At 40.9% G+C, this 19104-nt stretch carries 19 protein-coding genes; 7 read left to right on the forward strand and 12 right to left on the reverse strand.

Features of this window, described 5'->3' with window-relative positions; genetic code table 11:
* Positions 1 to 113: 113 nt before the first annotated feature.
* A complete protein-coding gene (locus AK822_RS08700) occupies positions 114 to 782 on the reverse strand; it encodes a nucleoside/nucleotide kinase family protein (RefSeq protein ID WP_060491341.1) in 669 nt (222 codons plus the stop codon).
* A gap of 315 nt (positions 783 to 1097) precedes the next feature.
* Here AK822_RS08700 and AK822_RS08705 point away from each other — a divergent pair, with 315 nt between their 5' ends.
* Positions 1098 to 2120, forward strand: a complete 1023-nt coding sequence (locus tag AK822_RS08705; RefSeq protein ID WP_087945611.1) for an alpha/beta hydrolase — start codon at positions 1098 to 1100, stop codon at positions 2118 to 2120.
* 371 nt (positions 2121 to 2491) lie between these two features.
* Here AK822_RS08705 and AK822_RS08710 read toward each other — a convergent pair whose 3' ends face one another.
* The 3 genes from AK822_RS08710 to AK822_RS08720 all read right to left on the reverse strand — a co-directional run bounded on the left by AK822_RS08710 (position 2492) and on the right by AK822_RS08720 (position 4859).
* The gene (locus tag AK822_RS08710; RefSeq protein ID WP_060491343.1) at positions 2492 to 2896 is read right to left on the reverse strand and encodes an ExbD/TolR family protein; all 405 of its coding nucleotides are present in this window, start codon (positions 2894 to 2896) and stop codon (positions 2492 to 2494) included.
* Positions 2897 to 3110: 214 nt separating this feature from the next.
* Entirely contained in the window at positions 3111 to 3800 is a 690-nt protein-coding gene (locus AK822_RS08715; RefSeq protein ID WP_060491344.1) for a MotA/TolQ/ExbB proton channel family protein, read from the reverse strand.
* Positions 3801 to 3923: 123 nt separating this feature from the next.
* Positions 3924 to 4859 (reverse strand): energy transducer TonB, encoded by a 936-nt coding sequence (locus AK822_RS08720; RefSeq protein WP_228139000.1) that lies wholly within the window; start codon positions 4857 to 4859, stop codon positions 3924 to 3926.
* A gap of 493 nt (positions 4860 to 5352) precedes the next feature.
* Between AK822_RS08720 and AK822_RS08725 the strand changes: the two genes are divergently transcribed.
* The 4 genes from AK822_RS08725 to AK822_RS08735 all read left to right on the forward strand — a co-directional run bounded on the left by AK822_RS08725 (position 5353) and on the right by AK822_RS08735 (position 8079).
* Positions 5353 to 6396: a siderophore ABC transporter substrate-binding protein gene (locus tag AK822_RS08725; RefSeq protein ID WP_060491346.1), complete on the forward strand. Its 1044-nt coding sequence runs from the start codon at positions 5353 to 5355 to the stop codon at positions 6394 to 6396.
* Positions 6397 to 6513: 117 nt separating this feature from the next.
* On the forward strand, positions 6514 to 6708 hold the full coding sequence (locus tag AK822_RS14875; protein ID WP_157292385.1) for a hypothetical protein: 195 nt from the start codon (positions 6514 to 6516) through the stop codon (positions 6706 to 6708).
* On the forward strand, positions 6684 to 7208 hold the full coding sequence (locus tag AK822_RS08730; RefSeq protein WP_226951667.1) for an iron chelate uptake ABC transporter family permease subunit: 525 nt from the start codon (positions 6684 to 6686) through the stop codon (positions 7206 to 7208). The genes AK822_RS14875 and AK822_RS08730 overlap by 25 nt, the downstream gene beginning before the upstream one ends.
* A gap of 100 nt (positions 7209 to 7308) precedes the next feature.
* A complete protein-coding gene (locus AK822_RS08735; protein ID WP_060491347.1) occupies positions 7309 to 8079 on the forward strand; it encodes an iron ABC transporter ATP-binding protein in 771 nt (256 codons plus the stop codon).
* Between the two features lie 256 nt (positions 8080 to 8335).
* Here AK822_RS08735 and AK822_RS08740 read toward each other — a convergent pair whose 3' ends face one another.
* The 7 genes from AK822_RS08740 to AK822_RS08770 all read right to left on the reverse strand — a co-directional run bounded on the left by AK822_RS08740 (position 8336) and on the right by AK822_RS08770 (position 17165).
* Positions 8336 to 10672: a FepA family TonB-dependent siderophore receptor gene (locus AK822_RS08740; RefSeq protein ID WP_060491348.1), complete on the reverse strand. Its 2337-nt coding sequence runs from the start codon at positions 10670 to 10672 to the stop codon at positions 8336 to 8338.
* Between the two features lie 894 nt (positions 10673 to 11566).
* Positions 11567 to 12301 (reverse strand): DarT1-associated NADAR antitoxin family protein, encoded by a 735-nt coding sequence (locus tag AK822_RS08745; RefSeq protein ID WP_372886004.1) that lies wholly within the window; start codon positions 12299 to 12301, stop codon positions 11567 to 11569.
* A 123-nt stretch (positions 12302 to 12424) separates the two neighbouring features.
* Entirely contained in the window at positions 12425 to 13165 is a 741-nt protein-coding gene (locus tag AK822_RS08750; protein ID WP_060491349.1) for a hypothetical protein, read from the reverse strand.
* Positions 13166 to 13239: 74 nt separating this feature from the next.
* Entirely contained in the window at positions 13240 to 13881 is a 642-nt protein-coding gene (locus AK822_RS08755) for a hypothetical protein (RefSeq protein ID WP_060491350.1), read from the reverse strand.
* A 237-nt stretch (positions 13882 to 14118) separates the two neighbouring features.
* Positions 14119 to 14703: an alpha/beta hydrolase gene (locus AK822_RS08760; protein WP_060491351.1), complete on the reverse strand. Its 585-nt coding sequence runs from the start codon at positions 14701 to 14703 to the stop codon at positions 14119 to 14121.
* Between the two features lie 33 nt (positions 14704 to 14736).
* Complete coding sequence (locus AK822_RS08765; RefSeq protein ID WP_060491352.1) at positions 14737 to 15624, reverse strand: hypothetical protein; 888 nt, start codon at positions 15622 to 15624, stop codon at positions 14737 to 14739.
* A gap of 662 nt (positions 15625 to 16286) precedes the next feature.
* On the reverse strand, positions 16287 to 17165 hold the full coding sequence (locus AK822_RS08770) for a LysR family transcriptional regulator (RefSeq protein WP_060491353.1): 879 nt from the start codon (positions 17163 to 17165) through the stop codon (positions 16287 to 16289).
* 90 nt (positions 17166 to 17255) lie between these two features.
* On the opposite strand from AK822_RS08770, the gene AK822_RS08775 reads away from it, so the two are divergent.
* Positions 17256 to 17705, forward strand: coding sequence for a PACE efflux transporter (locus tag AK822_RS08775; protein ID WP_060491354.1), 450 nt, complete (start codon positions 17256 to 17258; stop codon positions 17703 to 17705).
* A 304-nt stretch (positions 17706 to 18009) separates the two neighbouring features.
* Positions 18010 to 18498, forward strand: a complete 489-nt coding sequence (locus AK822_RS08780; RefSeq protein ID WP_060491355.1) for an META domain-containing protein — start codon at positions 18010 to 18012, stop codon at positions 18496 to 18498.
* A 212-nt stretch (positions 18499 to 18710) separates the two neighbouring features.
* Here AK822_RS08780 and AK822_RS08785 read toward each other — a convergent pair whose 3' ends face one another.
* Positions 18711 to 19097: a DUF6122 family protein gene (locus AK822_RS08785; protein WP_060491356.1), complete on the reverse strand. Its 387-nt coding sequence runs from the start codon at positions 19095 to 19097 to the stop codon at positions 18711 to 18713.
* Between the last annotated feature and the right edge of the window lie 7 nt (positions 19098 to 19104).

The raw sequence follows: 19104 nt of genomic DNA on the forward strand, positions 1-19104 counted from the left end.
GATAACCCATTGGGTTTGTTAATGGCTTTAAAAACAGATAGCTATTAAATAAAAACAACTCTAACTTCATCTAGTGAAGTCAGAGCCTGCTCTTACCGGTTAGCACTCAACAACTAAAATCCTCTAGCATTATCACTAGTAGCGGTATAAAAGATATTGAAGGCACTATTAGCGCCAGTTTTGACAACTTTACCGTCTACCGTTGCACTGGCTTCGAAATTAACACCACCACCTGCACTTTCACCGCTAGCAATGTTCGGCAAGGTCAGTGAATGCACGACCACTTTCTTATTGGTAATGGGTGTCTCTGCTTTGGTTAATTTTGTACCCCGTGGTTTGACCACTTCGCCCTCTGCAACGACTTTCGTTAAATCATCATAAATAATATCGAAATCTAATAATTGTGCCTGATCAAGTTTTGCTTGTCCGTTGACAACAGGAATACCAACAAGAGACTTGCTGCCACGGTGAATCATGCGATTATCGATAACTTTACCATTATCTAGCTTTCTGGCTTCTACAGCGACTGAATTGGTTCGAGCCATCAACATCACTTTATAACCTGGTACCGCAACTTTACCTTTTCCATCAAAAATATCTGCGACCAATTCTGGTGCATTTTTCGCTTTATTGATGACTACTCGAGCAGAGTTTTCAGAAACGGGATAGTCTTTGCCGTCAATCGTCAAATAACGACTATCGGCATAGTTGCTTTGCGTTTTCATGAGACCGTTGGTCACAGAATGAGAGGTAGATACAGGCGTTACGCTCGATGGTGACATCGTATTTTGACATCCTATAATCCCTAAAGATAACAGCGCAATAGATAAAACTGAAAATTTAGATAATAGATTTTTGCTGAAACATGACTGAGTTGAACGCGACATAATTTAATCTCATAAGAAGGATTTTTGTGAAATGCAGAACTACTAGAAAAAAATTGTAATTGATAACGATTATCATATGTATTATTATTACGATAATGTAACTAGTTGTCAATCCTTATCAAGGATATAAAATACATTTGTTAATTCTCTTACAGTTTTCATATAAGCAATACTATGCTCAAGGCTTTTTGAATATGATAAAGGATAGGTATGTCAAAATTTCAGACAAAATTTGCAATTATAACGATAACCATAGCAGGAGTAATGATGTCACCAAGCTATGCTAAACCTGACTTGACCAAGACAGTAGATATGAGCTTATTGCATGCCAAAGATACCGGATATCGTTTCGTATATCATACCTTCATTAAACCTGCACCAGAACTACCCTCCTCTAGCGTAACAGATTCACAATTGAAAACGCTGAAAGCCTATGCAAAACCTCGTCATTATCAAGTATGGTTAGCTATTCCTGAGCAAACAACCGATCATCAACTCTCTAACAATTCTGTAAAAACTCCTAGTAAATTACTTTATATACTGGATGGTAATGCGGCTATTGATCATTTAGATAAAGAAACGCTGCGCGCCTTATCCAAGTCTACGCCAAAAAAATCAGCGCCTGCTTTAGTCTTTATAGGTTACCAAACACCTTATCGCTTCGATGTCGATGCCCGCGCCTACGACTATACCCCACCATTATTAGCCAACACTATAGATAACAGTGCGTTTACAGAAGAAGGTATAGAGCGATTAAATGGTGGTGCAGAGCATTTTTATGGGCTGATAGAAAAAGAAATTAAGCCGTGGGTATATGAACAGTTGGGCGAGAAACCGAAGCAAGAAGCCATTTGGGGACACTCTTACGGTGGTTTGTTTGTATTGTATAATTTGTTCAAGCACCCTGAAGCTTATCAGCAGTACTTCAGTGCTGATCCTTCACTATGGTGGCAAGATGGAGAGATGATTAACTATTGGCAAGCGTATCAAAACCTTCCTGAAGCGCAACTTGCAGATATATCCAATAATAAACACAAACAGATACGACTCACTTTTGGTTACTCTGCAGAGCAAACCACTATGCCAGTAGTAGCGCCCGCTCTGATGAGTAAAAAAGAATTCGCCAAGGAAGTCTGTGACCACTTTGAGAAGAGTTGTAGTTATCAGTTTTACAATCAATCACACGGAGAAGTATTTACAACCTCTCTATTGGAGAGCTTAAAACGTTTCTAAGACTGACTTTTAATAGAAAAACTGTAGGCTTATTCTTATTGATCTATAGCAGATATTTTAAAACTTATACTTTAAGACTCTTCAACTCCCCCTATCAATTGGAATGATACCTATTTCTTAAAAAATCATTACCTTAATAATTATGGTTTAGACCTCCTAGCGATGAGTGATTTTAAGATTGAGTATGTTCAAGATACATTTAGCACTCTGACCTTATCTACTAGATAAGAAAAACCTCGCTAGGTTACCCAAGCAAGGCGGGAGAGAAAGGTTGTTATGATATTTATGTTTATTATTATCTTATTTGTATTTAATAATAGCGGGATTGATTATATTGAAAGCCAACTATGCTAAATAGCTCCTAGTTTTCATTACGATTCATTTACAAAGGCTATTTTGCTCAGCCCTGCTTGACTGGCTACCGCCAGTACCTGCGCCACCGTCTCATATCTACTTTCTTTATCTGCTCTTAATAGCACGGAAGGGTCTTTACCAGCTCCACTTTGCTGTTGTAGACGCACCCCTAGTTCTTCCATACTAATAGGATCGCTATCCCAAAAAATACCAGCATCTTTATCTATACTAATTTGGATTGCTTCAGGTGGCTGCTCATTGATTAGCGCACTGGTTTTGGGTAAATCAAGCGGTACTGTTGGATTCAAAACAGTCGCTGTCAATAAAAAGATAATCATCAATACCAACATGATATCAATCAGTGGAATGAGGTTCATCTCATTCATACTTTGGACGTCATCATTACCTAACTGAAATGCCATAATATTCTCTATCGTGTGTCAGTCTTATACAAAATCATAAACTTTTGCTTTAAAAAAACCATCCAGCGCTGGCATTTACAACAACTTTATATAGTCAAGGAATTTTAGAATCGCTACAAGGCGACCGACCGCAGATAGTACATTGAGTACATTTAGGGCGGGTAACACCGTAGCGGTTTAAAAGTGCTCTGACTATAAATAAAATCTAGCAATGCTACTGTTGGTAAGCCTCTTGTGTATCAGTATGAATACTACTATTGCTATGAGCACTCTTACTAAAAGTGACATTAGTGGTTATGCCTTGCTTTTCAGCTACATTATGAGGCTCCATTGAAGGGTGCATTGCTGCTAAATCAACAGACTGCGCCAATAAATCATGGGCTCTATCATTGGCATGGTACATTACCCGTCGATTGATACGTACGGCAAGGTTATAAAACACCACTGCTGGAATTGCGACGGCAATACCGAGACCTGTCATAATGAGCGCCTCGCCAACTGGTCCTGCCACTTGTCCAAGTCCTGCTTGCCCACTGGTACCGATATTATGTAACGCGTGAAAAATACCCCACACTGTACCAAATAACCCAATAAATGGCGCGATCGCTGCAGTGGTACCTAAAATAGGTAGGCCGCGTTCGCTAGCAAAACGGTAACGCCCGATATGCTTTAATAATGCTTGCTCAATGACTAATCGATGCATAGCAGCATCAGAGTTAATCACAGCTGAACGCTTCATCTCAACCTGCTGACTCAAATCATCAGCAACACAGGCGGCCAATTTTCGGCTTTGTAATATACGAATAATACCAGTTACCCAAGAGAGCACCGATAAGACCAATAGCAAGAAAAACAAGCTTTTGGTCACCAAATCGCTGTATTGCCAGTAGCTTGTAAAATCCATATCAGACTCCTTAATATGTTATGCAATCATATGAGTTTGTTGCGAGTACCGCATATCCACTTATCATGAAAAATCATCAGTAATGATTCTCTAAAAATAATAGGCTCGTTAAATAACTAAATTTTATGGTGCTGCATAACTGATAGGTAAAGTTACATTACCCACCACTGGTACGCCATTTTTCGTAAAGGGTTTAAATTTACCAGAAAGTACTTGTTGTTGAGCATCCCTATCGAGTGCGGCGTTGCCAGAAGATTGCGCTAAGCTCACATTATCTATGCTGCCTTGCTTATTAACTTGTAGTACCAAGACAACTCTAAAGGTTTCCCCTGATCTAGCACCTCGTCTGGCACGAGCAGGAAAACTAAAACTCGGTGCTGATGCCCAGTTAGCGTTGGTCGCAGTGAAATTGACTGGTGTATTACTTGCAGCAGCAGCTTGTTGATTAGCTTTCTCACGAGTCGCGGCTTCAGCTTTTGCACGGGCGGCTTGTGCAGCTTTGGCATCGGATACGGCTTGCGCTTCACGATCTGCCTTTGCTTTGGTATCCGCTGCAGCCTGAGCCTCGCGCATAGCTTTAGCATGCGTTTGTTGATTAGCCTTTTCAGTCTGTGCTGCCAATATTTTACGTTCGTTATCGGCTGCTAAAGCGCTTGCTTGAGCTGCTGCGTCTGATTCTTGTGATTTTATTGGTTGTTTGATGACAGGCTTGCTCTCTACTATTTTTGTTGTCGTAGTATCTGGCTTAGTATCAACCTGAGGCTTTGGTTTCTCCTTCCTCACAACTGGTTGCACTGCTTTTTTTGGCTCTGGTTTTGCCTCAGGTACGCTAACAGATTGTGGTTTAGGCGCTTTAATAGGTTCGACTTCTGCGACTGCCATCACTGGCTCTGCAATTGTCGTAACTTCTGACACAAACTGTATTTCTATAGGCGGTGTTATTTCAAGTGGCTTAATAGTAATCACAGGGGTTTTGACCATCACCAATACGATTGCTGTCAGCAAATGTAATGCGACAACACAACCCATAACTGTGGATGTTAATTTAACTGATGGCATATTGAAACTTGTTGAACCCATAACAGCCTAATAATTTTATTAAACAAAATGTAATAGCAATGTTAATGCAAATGATAACTATTATCAATAAATTTAATAACTATCTTTTAAATATTTATTCCCGCTTACAAAGCACCCTCTCTCATCTTCATGTACTCAAGAAGAATTCTTCCTACCACTAAGTCACTACTGAAAATTCTCGCTAGAGCTAAATACCTCAGCCTATGAAGCTATAAAATCAAAAATGATAATAATTCTCATTATCATTGATAAATACTGTTAACTACTTTATGATAATCGCTGTTTACTCTTTTGAACTTTAAAAAAGTTCAAGTAAGCATTAATCCTGAAGTAGTCAATAGCCTTAAAGACAAATTAAATGGCGAAGAGCGCCGTTATGAATACTGCTATGCAGCCTCTTTACTAACCATCCCATATTTTGCAGTCATTTGATTAATCAACTTTCTATAACTTGTAATATAATGAGTTACCTATGTTTACTAATTTACTCTCTATACCAGTGCCCGTATTCAAACGTCCTTTATTAACAACTATGATGGCAACATTAATAGCTACCGCCAGCTTGACAGGCTGTACCTCACCCGACTCTAGCGATTCTGAAACTGCAACGATTACAACAGAGAATGAAACGGCAGATACCGTATCGAATGCTACGAATAATGGCGAATCTACCACTAGTATAAAAATTGATACTGCAAAAGGTGAGATAAGCTTACCAGTTAATCCGTCACCCATTGCAGTATATGACATGACGTTAATGCAAGATTTAGCGGCTCTTGAAGTACCTATTCAAGGTATGCCAAGCAATATGTTGTTAGACAATCTGCAAGCAAAAAATCAACCGGAGCCAAAAGAAGTAGGTACATTGTTTGAACCGGATCTTGAAGCCTTGAATGCACTACAACCACAGGCAATATTGATTGGGAGTCGCACTGCTAAAAAATATGATGAATTAGCAAGTATTGCTCCTACTCTTGATATGAGTGTCGATACTGCCGATATTTATGAATCGAGCAAACGTCGCTTGTCTGACTTAGGCGCTTTATTCGGTAAAAGCGAGCAAGCGGCAAAACTACAAGGTGACATCGATGGTCTGTTAGCAGAAACCAAAGCTGCCACCAAAGATAAAGGTAAAGGCTTAGTGGTCATGGTCAATGGCAATAAAATGTCCGTATATGGTACTGAGTCACGCTATGGTTTTATTCATACCGTACTTAATATCCCAATAGCAGATAATCAAATTAAAGATGGTAATCACGGTCAGCCAATCTCGTTTGAATACATACAAAAAACCAATCCAGACTGGTTATTCGTCGTCGATCGCAGTGCCGCCATTGGTGAAGATGGTGCTGGTGCCAAAGCCGTATTGGACAATCCATTGGTCGCGCAAACCAACGCATGGAGTAACAATCAAGTGGTCTATCTTAGCCCAGACTCATACCTTGCCTTTGGCGGTTATTATCAATGGATGCAGGATTTGACGACCATTAAAGAGGCTTTTGCTAACGCTAAATAAATGATGCGTTAAATAAGTAATATGCTAAACAAGCAACATGTTAAATAAGCGTCATTCGTTTTTAGGCAACTGTCATCACTGTCAGTTGCCAACCCTCACTTTAAGCCAGTAGCTGATATGCCATTATTTTCCTCTCGTGCGCAGACCAGCGTCAAAGCCCGCCCTACTTTACCAGCCGCATCAACGAGTTGGCAAAAAAGCGCAAGCCGTGGTCTAAGTTCTAAAAATCGCCGTGCTTCTATACCGCCGTGGGTCATCAACACGGGCAGCCTCATTATTATGGGGTCTTGTTTCGTAGCTTATCAGCCCTGATTGCCAGATTGATCAATCCTGATGATTTCGTCGTCGTGCAATCTGCCAGTTACGCACAATTCAATACAGTCAATCCTCAGCTGCTTGGTATCAGCATTGTTATCTGTGCCATTAGCGCACTGTTTATCTGGCGCTGGCGTTATCAATGTGACGTATTGATGCTTGGCAAATCACAAGCCATTAACCTCGGTATCAACTATCAACGCTTGGCATTTGGGCTATTAACGGTCATTGCGGTATTGGTCGCCACGGCAACCTCATTGGTCGGTCCAGTGACCTTCTTTGGGCTGTTGGTTTGTGCGCTAACCAATCGTATCGCTCGGCATATGTATCACAGCGAGCGTCTGATATTGGTCTGTTTGGTGGCGATGATTTGCTTGGTACTCGGTCAGACGATATTTGAGCAACTATTGGGCATGGCGGGTGTGCTATCGGTCGTCATTGAATTGGCTGGTGGCTTGGTATTCTTAATATTAATTTTTATGACTCAGCGTCGTTAATATCGTGCTTATTTAATCATCACTGACCTAGTAGCCAATCATCTAAAAACCATTGATATAGTAATGAAAAATCAGATCCTTTGTAAAAATAAGAACCACTATGATTAAACTCAATAACATCTCGCACCATATTGGCAAACAGCAAATTCTTCATAACATTACGTTGTCGTTACCAAGCGCACAAGTGATTGCCCTGATTGGTCCCAATGGCGCAGGTAAATCTACTTTATTTTCGGTCATGGCACGCTTGCAACCGCTACAGTCGGGACAGGTCAGTTTCGCTGTAGATAATGAGGAACGTGATATTGTTAGTTGTCATGCGCGAACCTTGTCCAAAACTGTGGCGATGCTTGGACAAGACAACCAAGTACAAGGACGACTTCGCGTGCATGAGCTGCTGATGTTTGGGCGTTATCCTTATCATCAAGGGCAACCGACGGCTGATGATCAGCAAAAAGTGCAAGAAATTATCGAACGTTTTGAGCTTGCGCCGTTAGCCGAGCGTTTTTTATCGACACTATCAGGTGGTCAGCGTCAGCGAGTATTGATTGCGATGATTGTTTGCCAAGATACGCCTTACTTATTGCTCGATGAGCCGCTCAATAATTTAGATATGTATCATGCTGGTCGCCTGATGCGTGAGCTGCGCGAATTGAGTCATAGCCAGCAAAAAACCGTGGTCATTGTGCTGCACGATATCAATCAAGCTGCGCAGTTCGCCGATACCGTGGTCACTATGAAAGAGGGTCAGGTAATGGCTGTCGGTCAACCTGCAGAGGTCATCACCCAAACAACCATGAAGGATCTGTATAACGTCGATGTTACCGTACTCAATCATCAAGGTCGCCCAGTGATTGTCGATAGCTTATAACCTGCTGTCTAATAAATTAAAAAGATGAATCCATATAAGAAATGCTGTTCATAAAATATAGGTAATATTTTAATAGAAATGACTGTTAACTATTTTTTCAACCAAATTCAATTAAGAACTACAAGATGATGGCTATGTGTTATCTGTTTTAATGATTGTTTGTAAGATCATAAGTAAGATTGGTTGTACAAATCAAAAGGTCTGAACAATTAGTTCAGACCTTTTTGCGTCCTAAAGAAAATACTATATCTAAAGATTAGAAATCAAAACTAACATCAAAGACATAAGCACGGCCTGGCTCATTAAAGGTTCGAGCACCCGCATTGGTACCCGTGCCTTCGCGCTTAATTTGCTTATCAAATAGATTTTTAATCCCTGCGCCAACAGTAATACCGTCCGTCAAGTTATAGCGCGTGCTGATATTTGCCAGCGCATAAGGCTTACGGTCAAGATTTAAGGTGGTGAGTTCATCACCAGTAGTAACCGAAATTTCAGGTGCATCAATGGTGCCATAATAGCTGACGCCTAAGTCGGCATTCCAGCGAGGGGTAATGTCCCAGTTAACATTGGAGTTGACAGTAAATTTAGGAATTAGCGATAGCGGCTCACCCGTATCTTTACGTTCTGAACGCAGATTTCCGGTGACGTTGGTGTACCAAGAGAGCGCATCAGTCACTGGAACTTTCACAAATCCTTCAAGACCTTCAATAATGGCTTCACCTTGGTTTTCCCACTGGAAAATAGAGCGGTTCGTTGCACCATCGACTGCCACCCTGTCTACACCTGCACCAATACGGTTATCATAGGCGTTATGATAATAAGTCAATCCAGCATTCAATCCTGTACCATCATCATAAGTAAAAGTCAGCTCTTTGTTCCAAGAAGTCTCATGCTCAAGATCAGGATTTCCCAATACTTGACAGCCTCTTTGATCTTCAGGAACCCAAGAAGGACAGCCATTGCCTCTAGTGTAGTAAATATAGTTAGAGTCTAATAAATAGAGGTCAGGCGCCTTAAAGGCACGGCTTACACCTGTTTTTAATGACCAGTTAGGGCTAAAGTCCCAAGTAGTATTTATACTAGGCGACCAATTACTACCAGCTTCGCTGTGGTAATCAAAACGTAGCCCTGGGGTCACGTACCAATCTGGAGTAATTTGGTAGTTATCTTCTACATAAGCACCGACAAGATAGGCATCTGATTTTGGATCGCGCTTAGCAGGATCGGTTTCGACATCACCGAAGTCAAAACCATCATCAAAGGTTAAGTCGGACACTAAAGGATTGGTCAGTTTTTCACCGCGGAATTCAGCTCCTGCAGTCAAAGTATGACGGTCAAAAAATACATCCCATTCTGATTTGGCGTTTAGTGTGTCATAGGTTGCTTTGTTCCATTGATAATCCTCTCCTTCGACAGGCGGTTTAATTTGACCTTCACCGCCACCCGCGGTACCCTCTGCCAAACGCTCATTATTAGTACGGCTAAACTCTAAGTAGCTGTTGCTACGGGTATTATCATAGTCACCGCGGTGCGTGATGGCAGCACCATAGCGTCGCATCTTATTGGTAGATTCTCCAGCTAAGGTTTCGACCAAATCATTATTGACATTTTGAAATTGTGAGTCGCCCGCCCAGCGATTATCCTGGGTACTATAGTTGACTTCAAAACCTACCGTGTTCATCGCATCCATAGCGTATTCAAAAAGCTGGCGGACATCTATATTCTCTACGCCTTCAACCCCAGCTGCAATAGAAGCGACTGGTCCGTCACGCCCATCTACAATTTGGGCGTCTTCGGCATTGATATAAGGGTCATCGCCTTCACTCTCGTGGTAACCAAGCGTAGTACGGAAGGACAGCTTGTCGCTTAAAGAACCAGCCATATTGATATTGGTGCGCCAGTCTTTACCTTCCAAGTCACTCTCTGGGGACTCGTAGTGACCAGTGACCGAAAATTCTTTTTTAGTAGGCGCTTTAGTGATGATGTTGACTACCCCGCCCATACTACCAGAACCATAGCGAGCCGCGGCTGGACCACGCAATACTTCGATTCGTTCAATAGCGCTCGGCGGCACCCATTGCGAGTCTCCACGGGTATCTTGCTCGCTAGCCCTACCAGGGCGAACGGCATTACGAGAAGTAACAGGACGGCCGTCGATTAAAATCAGCGTGTTATTCGGGCCCATACCACGTAGGTCAATCTGGCGCTGATTACCGCGCTGACCAGAAGTAGACGAGCCAGATAGGTTAACCCCAGGCATTTTGCGCACGATCTCTGCAATATCATTGGAAATAGAAGCTTTTTTGATAGCCTCTTCACTAATCACTGAAAGCCCAGCTGCTTGTTCAAGCTCCTCTCTTGCCGCCTTAACAACAATGGTATCTAGCTCAACAGAAGGCATTGCCTGCTGTTCATCAATTTCTTGCGCTGCTATTTGTGGTACGTTACGGCTATCTATCTCAGCAGCGAATGCAGTTGTACTCAAAATAGAGGCGATAGCAATGCCAAGCAAAGCTTTGCCAGTCGCTAAGCGTAACGGCTTTGGTAGGTAAAGAGCATTTATAGAAGCAGAAGAAATTGGTAATGTTGGCATAGATGAAAATCCTAGAAATATTTAGTGTTTACCAATACTTTGCAAATTTTCTGATAGAGCAGATTCGCTATAACATTATGGGTAAGCACTAGAAAAGCATGCAAAAGTGGTTATTTTTTAATGTTATAACAACAGAATAAATGAAGCATTGATATCGATAAGACCTTGAAAATAGAGCACGCAAAGAACTGATCGATGCTTATTAATAAAGAGTGCACACTTTAGCAACATTATAAAAATAATGCAAATACTAATGATAATAGTTATCATTAGTATTTGCATTATTTTTATATATACTAAGGCAGTTAACCACTACACCTATTTTCATATCATGTAGCTAAAGTTTCCCAAATTGAGGTCTACGGATTTGACGGGATAGGTCACTTGTCACGCCTCTTCTATATTTCTAAAACGCGTATTTCTTAAATAAGAAGTGGGGATTTTTTTGTCTAATTTTCTAGAATTATAGTCATACTTAGGGCGTGTCCTCAATTCAATCGATAATTATCTAAATGGGTTAAAAATGGCTAAATCTTGCCAAACGGCGTCAAATAGCTTCTTAATATCTCGATACTAAGAAGCTATTTTCCTTGTTTGACTGCAATTTATCTCATTTTTATCGCCACTTTTAAAATGAGGACACGCCCTAGTATTCGTAAGCTTACATCGCATCTACATAATTAAGAGTAATAAGCGTTCTGTTGAAATATATAACACTAAAATCAATCAGACTAAGGTGCTTAATTTTTTAGGCATGAAAAGTTTTTAAGTATCAAAAGTTTTTAGGCATGAAAAAGCCAAGACAAGCTTGGCTATTCTCATATATCATAAAGTCACTTGGTTAGCATAAGTTTATCTTGATAATTTTTACTACATAAATTACCGCTCTAACGATCAAACCCAACCCGCTTCTAAAAGCTGCTCAGTATTACTTATTTTGAATTCATGATATAAATTAAAAAATACCGCAGGGTCTTCAATATTATCGAGCAACTCGCGTTTATTGAGCGCCACAAACATCGCCAGTGCATAAGCCGCACAATGGATAGACTTTTTAGGATTAAACTCACGATCCGTAAAGGCTTGATATTGCATAACTTCTTCATGCAAATGCGGGTTTTGCTTTAGGGCATTCACATAGAGCCAATCATAAAATGTGGTCAATGGCTCTACGCTCCACTCCATGCCAAAATAATTATAGCCAATCAGTTCACCCGAGGTCATTAAGCGCTCGTCCTTTCTGGCCTGTCTTGGCGGCGCACTTAACAAGTCAGTATAGGGACCACCATCCTCAAAAACCATACTGCTTTGAAAGGCATTTTCGACACTGTACTGCTGCGCATCTTGTTCATTTGTTAGCTTCAAGCTCAATGGACTCAGCGGAAAACTCAATTTATTACCAGACTTGCTCGATAGCTCAAGGACATGACTAAAGCCATACTTTTTGCGAATGACTTGATGCATATCATTGATGGATTTTTTCTTCTGGCGACTGGCAAATCCCACATGCCGCTCAAACCTAACCATGTCTGTTTTTACCAGATTATCACTGTTGGTTCTCGGCATAAATACGGGTCTGTGTTCTACAATATCTTGTCTTTGATCCACAGAATTCTGTGTTTGTTGCATAGCAATGTGCCTTATATCAATAGTCTTTTATAGCTAGTCTTATATAAATATTCTTTTACAACGGCTCTTATAAAAATTGACGTTAAAACGTGTTGTTCTGACATCAATTTTACGGATAGCTACCTACTCAGCAGCATCTAATAACTTGTTAAGCGCCTCTACCATGGCATCATCTATGATACTGTCTTCCACATAGCTTATTACTTCGTCTATCGTGGTCAAATCCATTTCCCGAATACTCAAACTGGCTAGCTGCTCATTGATCGAGTCTAAACTGTCATTATCTTCAGTGTCGTCTAATAGATTTTCTTCAAATCTTCCTCTAACGAACCAGTACATTTTTTCTAGCACGGTTTCTTTTTTGGTCAAAGTAGAATAGCCATCACCATAAATAAACAAGTTGAAATGATAAGGTATCTCTACCTCATTAATGAAAAAAGTACGCTTACATTCTAGTGTATAGGCTTGAATGTCTTTGTCTTCAACGGATAGGTCTTCAGTGGCTTGGTCATCTTTATTGTTTTCATCACTGTCTTCATCGTATTCAATCGCCTCCTCTATCAATCCACCTAGTATTTGATAGTCGCCCACTTTGATTTTATGGTTGTAAATGATAGCGGACTCTGCGATTGCGTCAAAAATAATGGCGCTGACGTCTAACGTATGATCGTCGATATCATAGAAGCTTTTTAGCGCGGGTAAAAACTCGGTCAGCTTTTCTTCAGGTACTGGAATAAGAAACTGCTGCTCATATATTTTAATCATGTCTTCAGGCGCATAGGTATTGGCAGTATTGGTCTCGTTTCTACCAGTTGGCTGCAAAGGTGCAAAATTATACGGGTTATCAGGATTAGTATCGGTCATTGGGGACGGCCTTTTTATTTGGGTATGCTGTGTTAAATGTTAATGCTACCAATTGATGAGTGATGTATCACATCCTACTCACACTGCGGCAGATCATACTCGATGCTATCAACCATCTCATGACGCTGTTCAATGATAAGTTGATAACCGTTAATCACGCCATTATACGGCAAGTGACCGTTATATTCTGCATAATGCGCAGCCAGACATTGTTGAATCACCGACTCACGCTTTGCCGCATTCATTTTGGCGATATTTTGCGGTAAATACGCAACAGCTTTACTGCTAGCCACGCCGCGCGACATCCAGTTAGCGCCCTCACTCCATGTAAAGTCGATGACCGCTCGCAATTGATATTGCGGTAGCGGATAAGGATAATGCGCCAAGTCATATTGGATTTGCGCAATATCCTCTGCAAAGGTGTCGTACTTTATATCGAGCACGGATAATAGTGCTTTTAAGAATTCATGAGCAGTAAAGTAGCTATCAATATCTGTCGCATTAAGTCCTAGTATGTCGCTAGACAATACATGACGCAGACGATCACAGGCAGATATGATGTGTTTTGGCGGATAACCCATGGCTTTGACAATATCTTGCGAACGTCGTTCACATTTCTCTATTTGGCTAACCGCCTCTTTTGCCAAAGGATGCCGCGGCGTATAACGATGAGTATATTTGGAAGGCGTAAGATTTTGGCTATTGATATGAGACATCGGTGACTCCTGAACTCCGACAATAAGAATAAGCTTATATAGGCTCATCGAATCAGGCATGGGTAACCTTGTCGGAGTACAGGCTCATGCGCTTTACCAGAGTGGTTTTATATCGTGCTGGAAGTTGCAATGTTTGCTAAGTGATTATTGAAGAACTTGGCAAACCGTTAAACCCACGATAGTTTTTAGTTCTTTATAATAGTAATTAATAATGCCTTACTTCAAGGCTGATGGTATTTAATCTTCACCATGATATGTCGCGTCATCCATCCAGACAATGGGGTCTTCGCACAGATGTACCAAGTGATACCAAATATCTTCGCTACGGGCGATACGGTGATGACCACGTTCAAAATACTCTACTTCCCAGCTCTCAGGTAAGTTGATGAGCGTGCGTCTGGCGACGGCGACATCTAAGCATTCATCATCAACCTCAACCATGACTCTTATCATCTCAGTATTCGAGGTCGGAAATGACAATTTCATATCAGCCACGTCTGGTATGCGGTCTGCTAAAACCTCACTGGGATAAATGCAAGGCGCTATTAATAGCGCACGCAAATTGTATTTATGGGCGAAATGATTGGCGAACCAGCCACCAAGTGAGTGCCCTGCCAAGACGACTCGAGGATACTCGCGCATTTTTTCTAAAATTAACGCCTCATAAATATCGAAAATCTCGTTGAAATTATCTCGATAATTGACGGTTTGGCAGGTTTTGGGCTCACGGCTAATACAAGTATATTTAGTGGTTTCATTGCTTGAATCAAGACCGTGAAAGAATAGTAAAAATGTGTCATTATTTTCAATGGGAAACATCATGGCTTTTTCCTTTTCCTTTTATCATTGTGTCTTTTATTTATTAGCATTACTTTTATAATTCAACCATAGACCATAAATGCGCTCAGCGACATCCATAGGAATCCTCGTATATCCAGCACCAAATGACACGTCATAGACCCTAGTCATCATCGCGAGAACCTCATCGGCGCTATCAGCACCCTCCTTAATCAGCATGTTAGCAATCTGCTCCGCCTCACTGCTGTACTCATCCCAAGTATCATTGTAATAACATCCCACAATACCAAAGTCATAACGATAGATGATATCGGTGATAGACCTCATTAAGCTTGCACTCGCGTGGTCATAATGTTCCGTCCATTGCTGGTATAACTGCTGACGTATGGGCAATACGCAAGGTAAAATAGGACGATCTTTAAGATCATTTCGTTTGTCTGCACTCACAACAGATAAGGGTTTGGCGCCACCTTCCCATAGCAATGGACAAGACGAAAACATGCCTTTTTCGCACACATTCAAACGCCATATTCCCCACATCTCCTTGCTGGCACGACTCATGGTATAGACAATAATTTGATTGAGATAATCACTATCATAGATGATATGTTGACGATCAATTCTCACGCCTTGCTTGGGCAAGACATCGGTATAAGTGAGGGATATGTCACGTTCACTTGGTTCGGCAGCAACCACTACCTCAGAGCAATCTGGATCTCTCTTCATCAGCTCATAGGGAGCAACAAAGCTCAATGTCTCATCGCTATTATTCACAAAGTAGATATCATCTTCATAGTTATTGATAGACTCGTTATGCAGATAAAACAACGGTATCTTTGGTTTAGTTTGTACCTTATCTTGAATGGATTTAGGCAGTTTTGATCCACTTGACCAATTTAAATTATCGATACGTTTTTGCTCAAAAGTGTTAGTTGTGTTTATCATAATATTGTCCTTATTTTTTAATTTATTTTGAATATCAGTAGCTTGTAGTATTTTTAATTTTTTTTAATTTTCAGATCAAATTTAAGTCAGACGAGCGTGTCCGCCGCTTTTAGAGCAACGTTAAAAAGTAAAATGAGTGTTTCAATGATTATTTTAGAAGTTATTTAAACTTATTTTTAACAATACGAAATCTGTGCCATCATTGATATGACAGCTATAATTTATGAGTAGCTTGGGTTTAGTTGATTAGAAAAATAATGATTAATGCCAGTCAGAGTGTTGATATTTAACAGCAATAGCGAAGTTATAGGGTGAAGCGTTGCGCCTCGAAGGTTAACTCTATGTTGCTGTTTTCCTGACTAAATAACATCCTAACTCAGTAACTATAATATAAAAATCGAGAAAAATAAAGCGTCTAATTAAAGCGGGCGACAACTGCTGTCGCTCAGCGGTATCGAATACTTAAGTTAAAAACATAATTTGGATTGAAGCAGAGTATAACTTGATCACTAAAGCGCTTATATATTAAAAACCGTTTAAATTTATAACCTACTCAAACTTATAGACTATTAAAATCTATCGGCAAATTATGAACTTTATAGATAGTACACCCGCAATAAATGGACGACCCTTTAAAACTCGCTATTATTGACCGCTTAATATTACTTATTTAGCGTAATCGCAGCCGACTTCAACCAAGCAGCTGCCTTACCTAGAGGACGCTGCTTGTGCCATACGATTTCTAAAGCCACTGGCCAATCATGATCGTTAAAGTCCAATATTGGCTCGACTAAAAAACCATTATCCAGAGCACTGGCTACCACATGTTCAGGCACGAATGCCCAGCCTAAATTACGCTGTACCAGCTCAACAATGACCCACTGGCTCTCGACCCACCAGACATCAGATGCTATTCGCAATCGCGCTTTTTCTTCGCTATGGTTACGTGTTGCCACCATCAATTGCCGATAGCGTTTCAACTCCTCCCACCCCACTGGCTGATGAGCTAGCTCATGGTTCGGCGCGCACACCATTTTCATCGACACCCAACCAAGCCCATGAAAATTCAGCGCTGAAGGTAGTATCTCTTGACGCCACATAATGCCTAAATCGGCGCGATCTTCTAACACCAAGCGGCTGACATCTTCCATCAGCGGAAACAATAGTTCCAGCTCCACACTAGGAAATCGGCGCGAAAACTCTTCCATCAAGCCGCCCAACGTTGCTTCGGGGTACAGCTCATCAACCGCCAGTACCAATCGACTCTCTACTCCTTCGCCCAGACTTTTGGCCACCCCGCGAAAATGCTCACAACGCTCTAGTATCACTCGCGCCTCTACCAGCAAGCGCTCTCCAGCTGGCGTCAGGACTGGATAGCGTCCACTGCGGACAAATAAGCTGTTGTCCAAATCAATTTCTAAATTTGATACCGCCGTGCTAATAGCAGACTGCGCCTTGCCTAGATAACGGGCGGCGGCTGAGAAAGAACCGGTCTCTACCGTGGCGACAAAGGCTTGCAGTTGCTCTAATGAAAGGCTCATCTATCTAAAAATCCTATAGGTTCCAACTTGGTTATAATAGTTTAACAGATACAATAGGCGCGAAAATAACTGATTCAACTAGGAAGCTTCATGCGCACCGTGAAAGATCGTATTCGTCATACCTTGGGTTTTGAGATAATAGGTTTAATTATATTTGTACCGTTGGCAAGCTGGTTATTTGGCTTTGATATTCAGTCGATAGGCCTTATCGCCGTGGCTGCTTCGATTATCGCGACGTTGTGGAACTACTTTTATAACCTGTTATTTGACCACAGCATGCTGAAGCTACGCGGCAATGTACATAAGACGGTTCCACTACGGATGTTGCACGCGTTTTTATTTGAAGGTGGTCTACTGTTATTATTCCTACCAATAATTGCGTGGCACTTAGGCATCAGCCTCTGGCAAGCCTTTATCATGGATATTACGATGGCTACTTTTTACTTGGTACATGCTTTTGTTTATAACTGGATTTATGACAATGTGTTTCCTATTCCAGCAAACCATCTGCTATCTCAACGTAATGATGTGATCGCCTAATAGCAATGAGCCGTGCTAAAGATTTATAGTCAATCCTATATAAATCAGATACGGTGTCAGGCTCGCTTAGTCTACTATTTGTAGTACTTTCGCTTGCCTTCCTTGTATCCAAATTATATTGAACCAACTATATCAACATAAAAACAATTTGGTATTTGAATGGTTACTTGCGCTTGTATCGCTATCATTGCTTTGTAATAATGCCTGCATCTGCTAGTGTCTCATGTCAGTTATTGGGGCAGCAAGCACAATAATTTTGAGATAAATATTTCTATACAATAATTGAAGCAATAAAGGACTTTATATGAAAAATATGACCAAGATAATGATGGTAAGCGTTTTAGCAGTGGGAACATTGGCAGCAGGTTGTCAAACCACATCTACGCCAAGTGCACCCGTTACCCAGCCTATTACCTCGGATGCATTACAAGCCTATCATTGGCAACTCGTGGATGCCAAAAACACCAAGGGCGAGACCATTACTCCATTATTCTTTAATCCAGCCGAACCATTAACCCTCGATTTTGTGACGGCGAATGGGAGCAATATCGTTACTTTGATGAATACTTGTAACAATATGAGTGCTGAATATAAGGTAGTAAATGGCGAGGTAACCTTGGGTCCAGTAAGAAGCACAAGAATGGCTTGCCCTGCCCCACAAGCCAGCTTTGATAGTGCCGCACTAGCAACCGTAAATGGTAAATATAGCATGAGCAAAAATGCCAATAACGTGCCTGTCTTGACCATTACCAATGCGAACCAAGTAGCGAATTTTAAAGCGGTTGCTAAATAGTTATTGCCGTATAGAGTACTAAACTAGCCACTCAATAAAAAAGCCTCACTATTAATAAGTGAGGCTTTTTTTGTCTATATTTATTATCTGAATACGGAATTTAGATTTAGTGCAGAACTAAATCCTCAGTAAATAATCCGATTTTTTAGAAAATATAAGGTTCCCATAATAAATACGGAATTAATGAGCAGCCGATGGAAAGTTAAAAAATACTACTTAAACCTATTTGCAAACCAGATTACCAGCTCACGAGCTGGCGCATCATCCAACGCTTGGGGGATTTGGACATACGTCATAACGCAGTCATTCAGATCCGTCAGCATATGCAACAGTAAGCCCAAACCTATGACTCTATATGGCTTAGGCAGCACTAACATAGCCACATATACTGCCATTGCATAATAACTGTGCAGCGGGTGAAAGTTAATACTACAGCGATTGGGCGAGAAAATAGGCGTTGCTAGCAGATGATCCAAATCAACCAACATAGTGGCGAGCAGTATCAGATAAACCTTTTTATAATCATTGCGGAAAAACACATAGGCAACTATTAAAGGCATGCCGAAGTGAAAAAAGTAGTGAATTAAGGTTTGCGTCATTGACCTT

Source organism: Psychrobacter sp. P11F6, from assembly GCF_001435295.1.
Taxonomy (GTDB): Bacteria; Pseudomonadota; Gammaproteobacteria; order Pseudomonadales; family Moraxellaceae; genus Psychrobacter.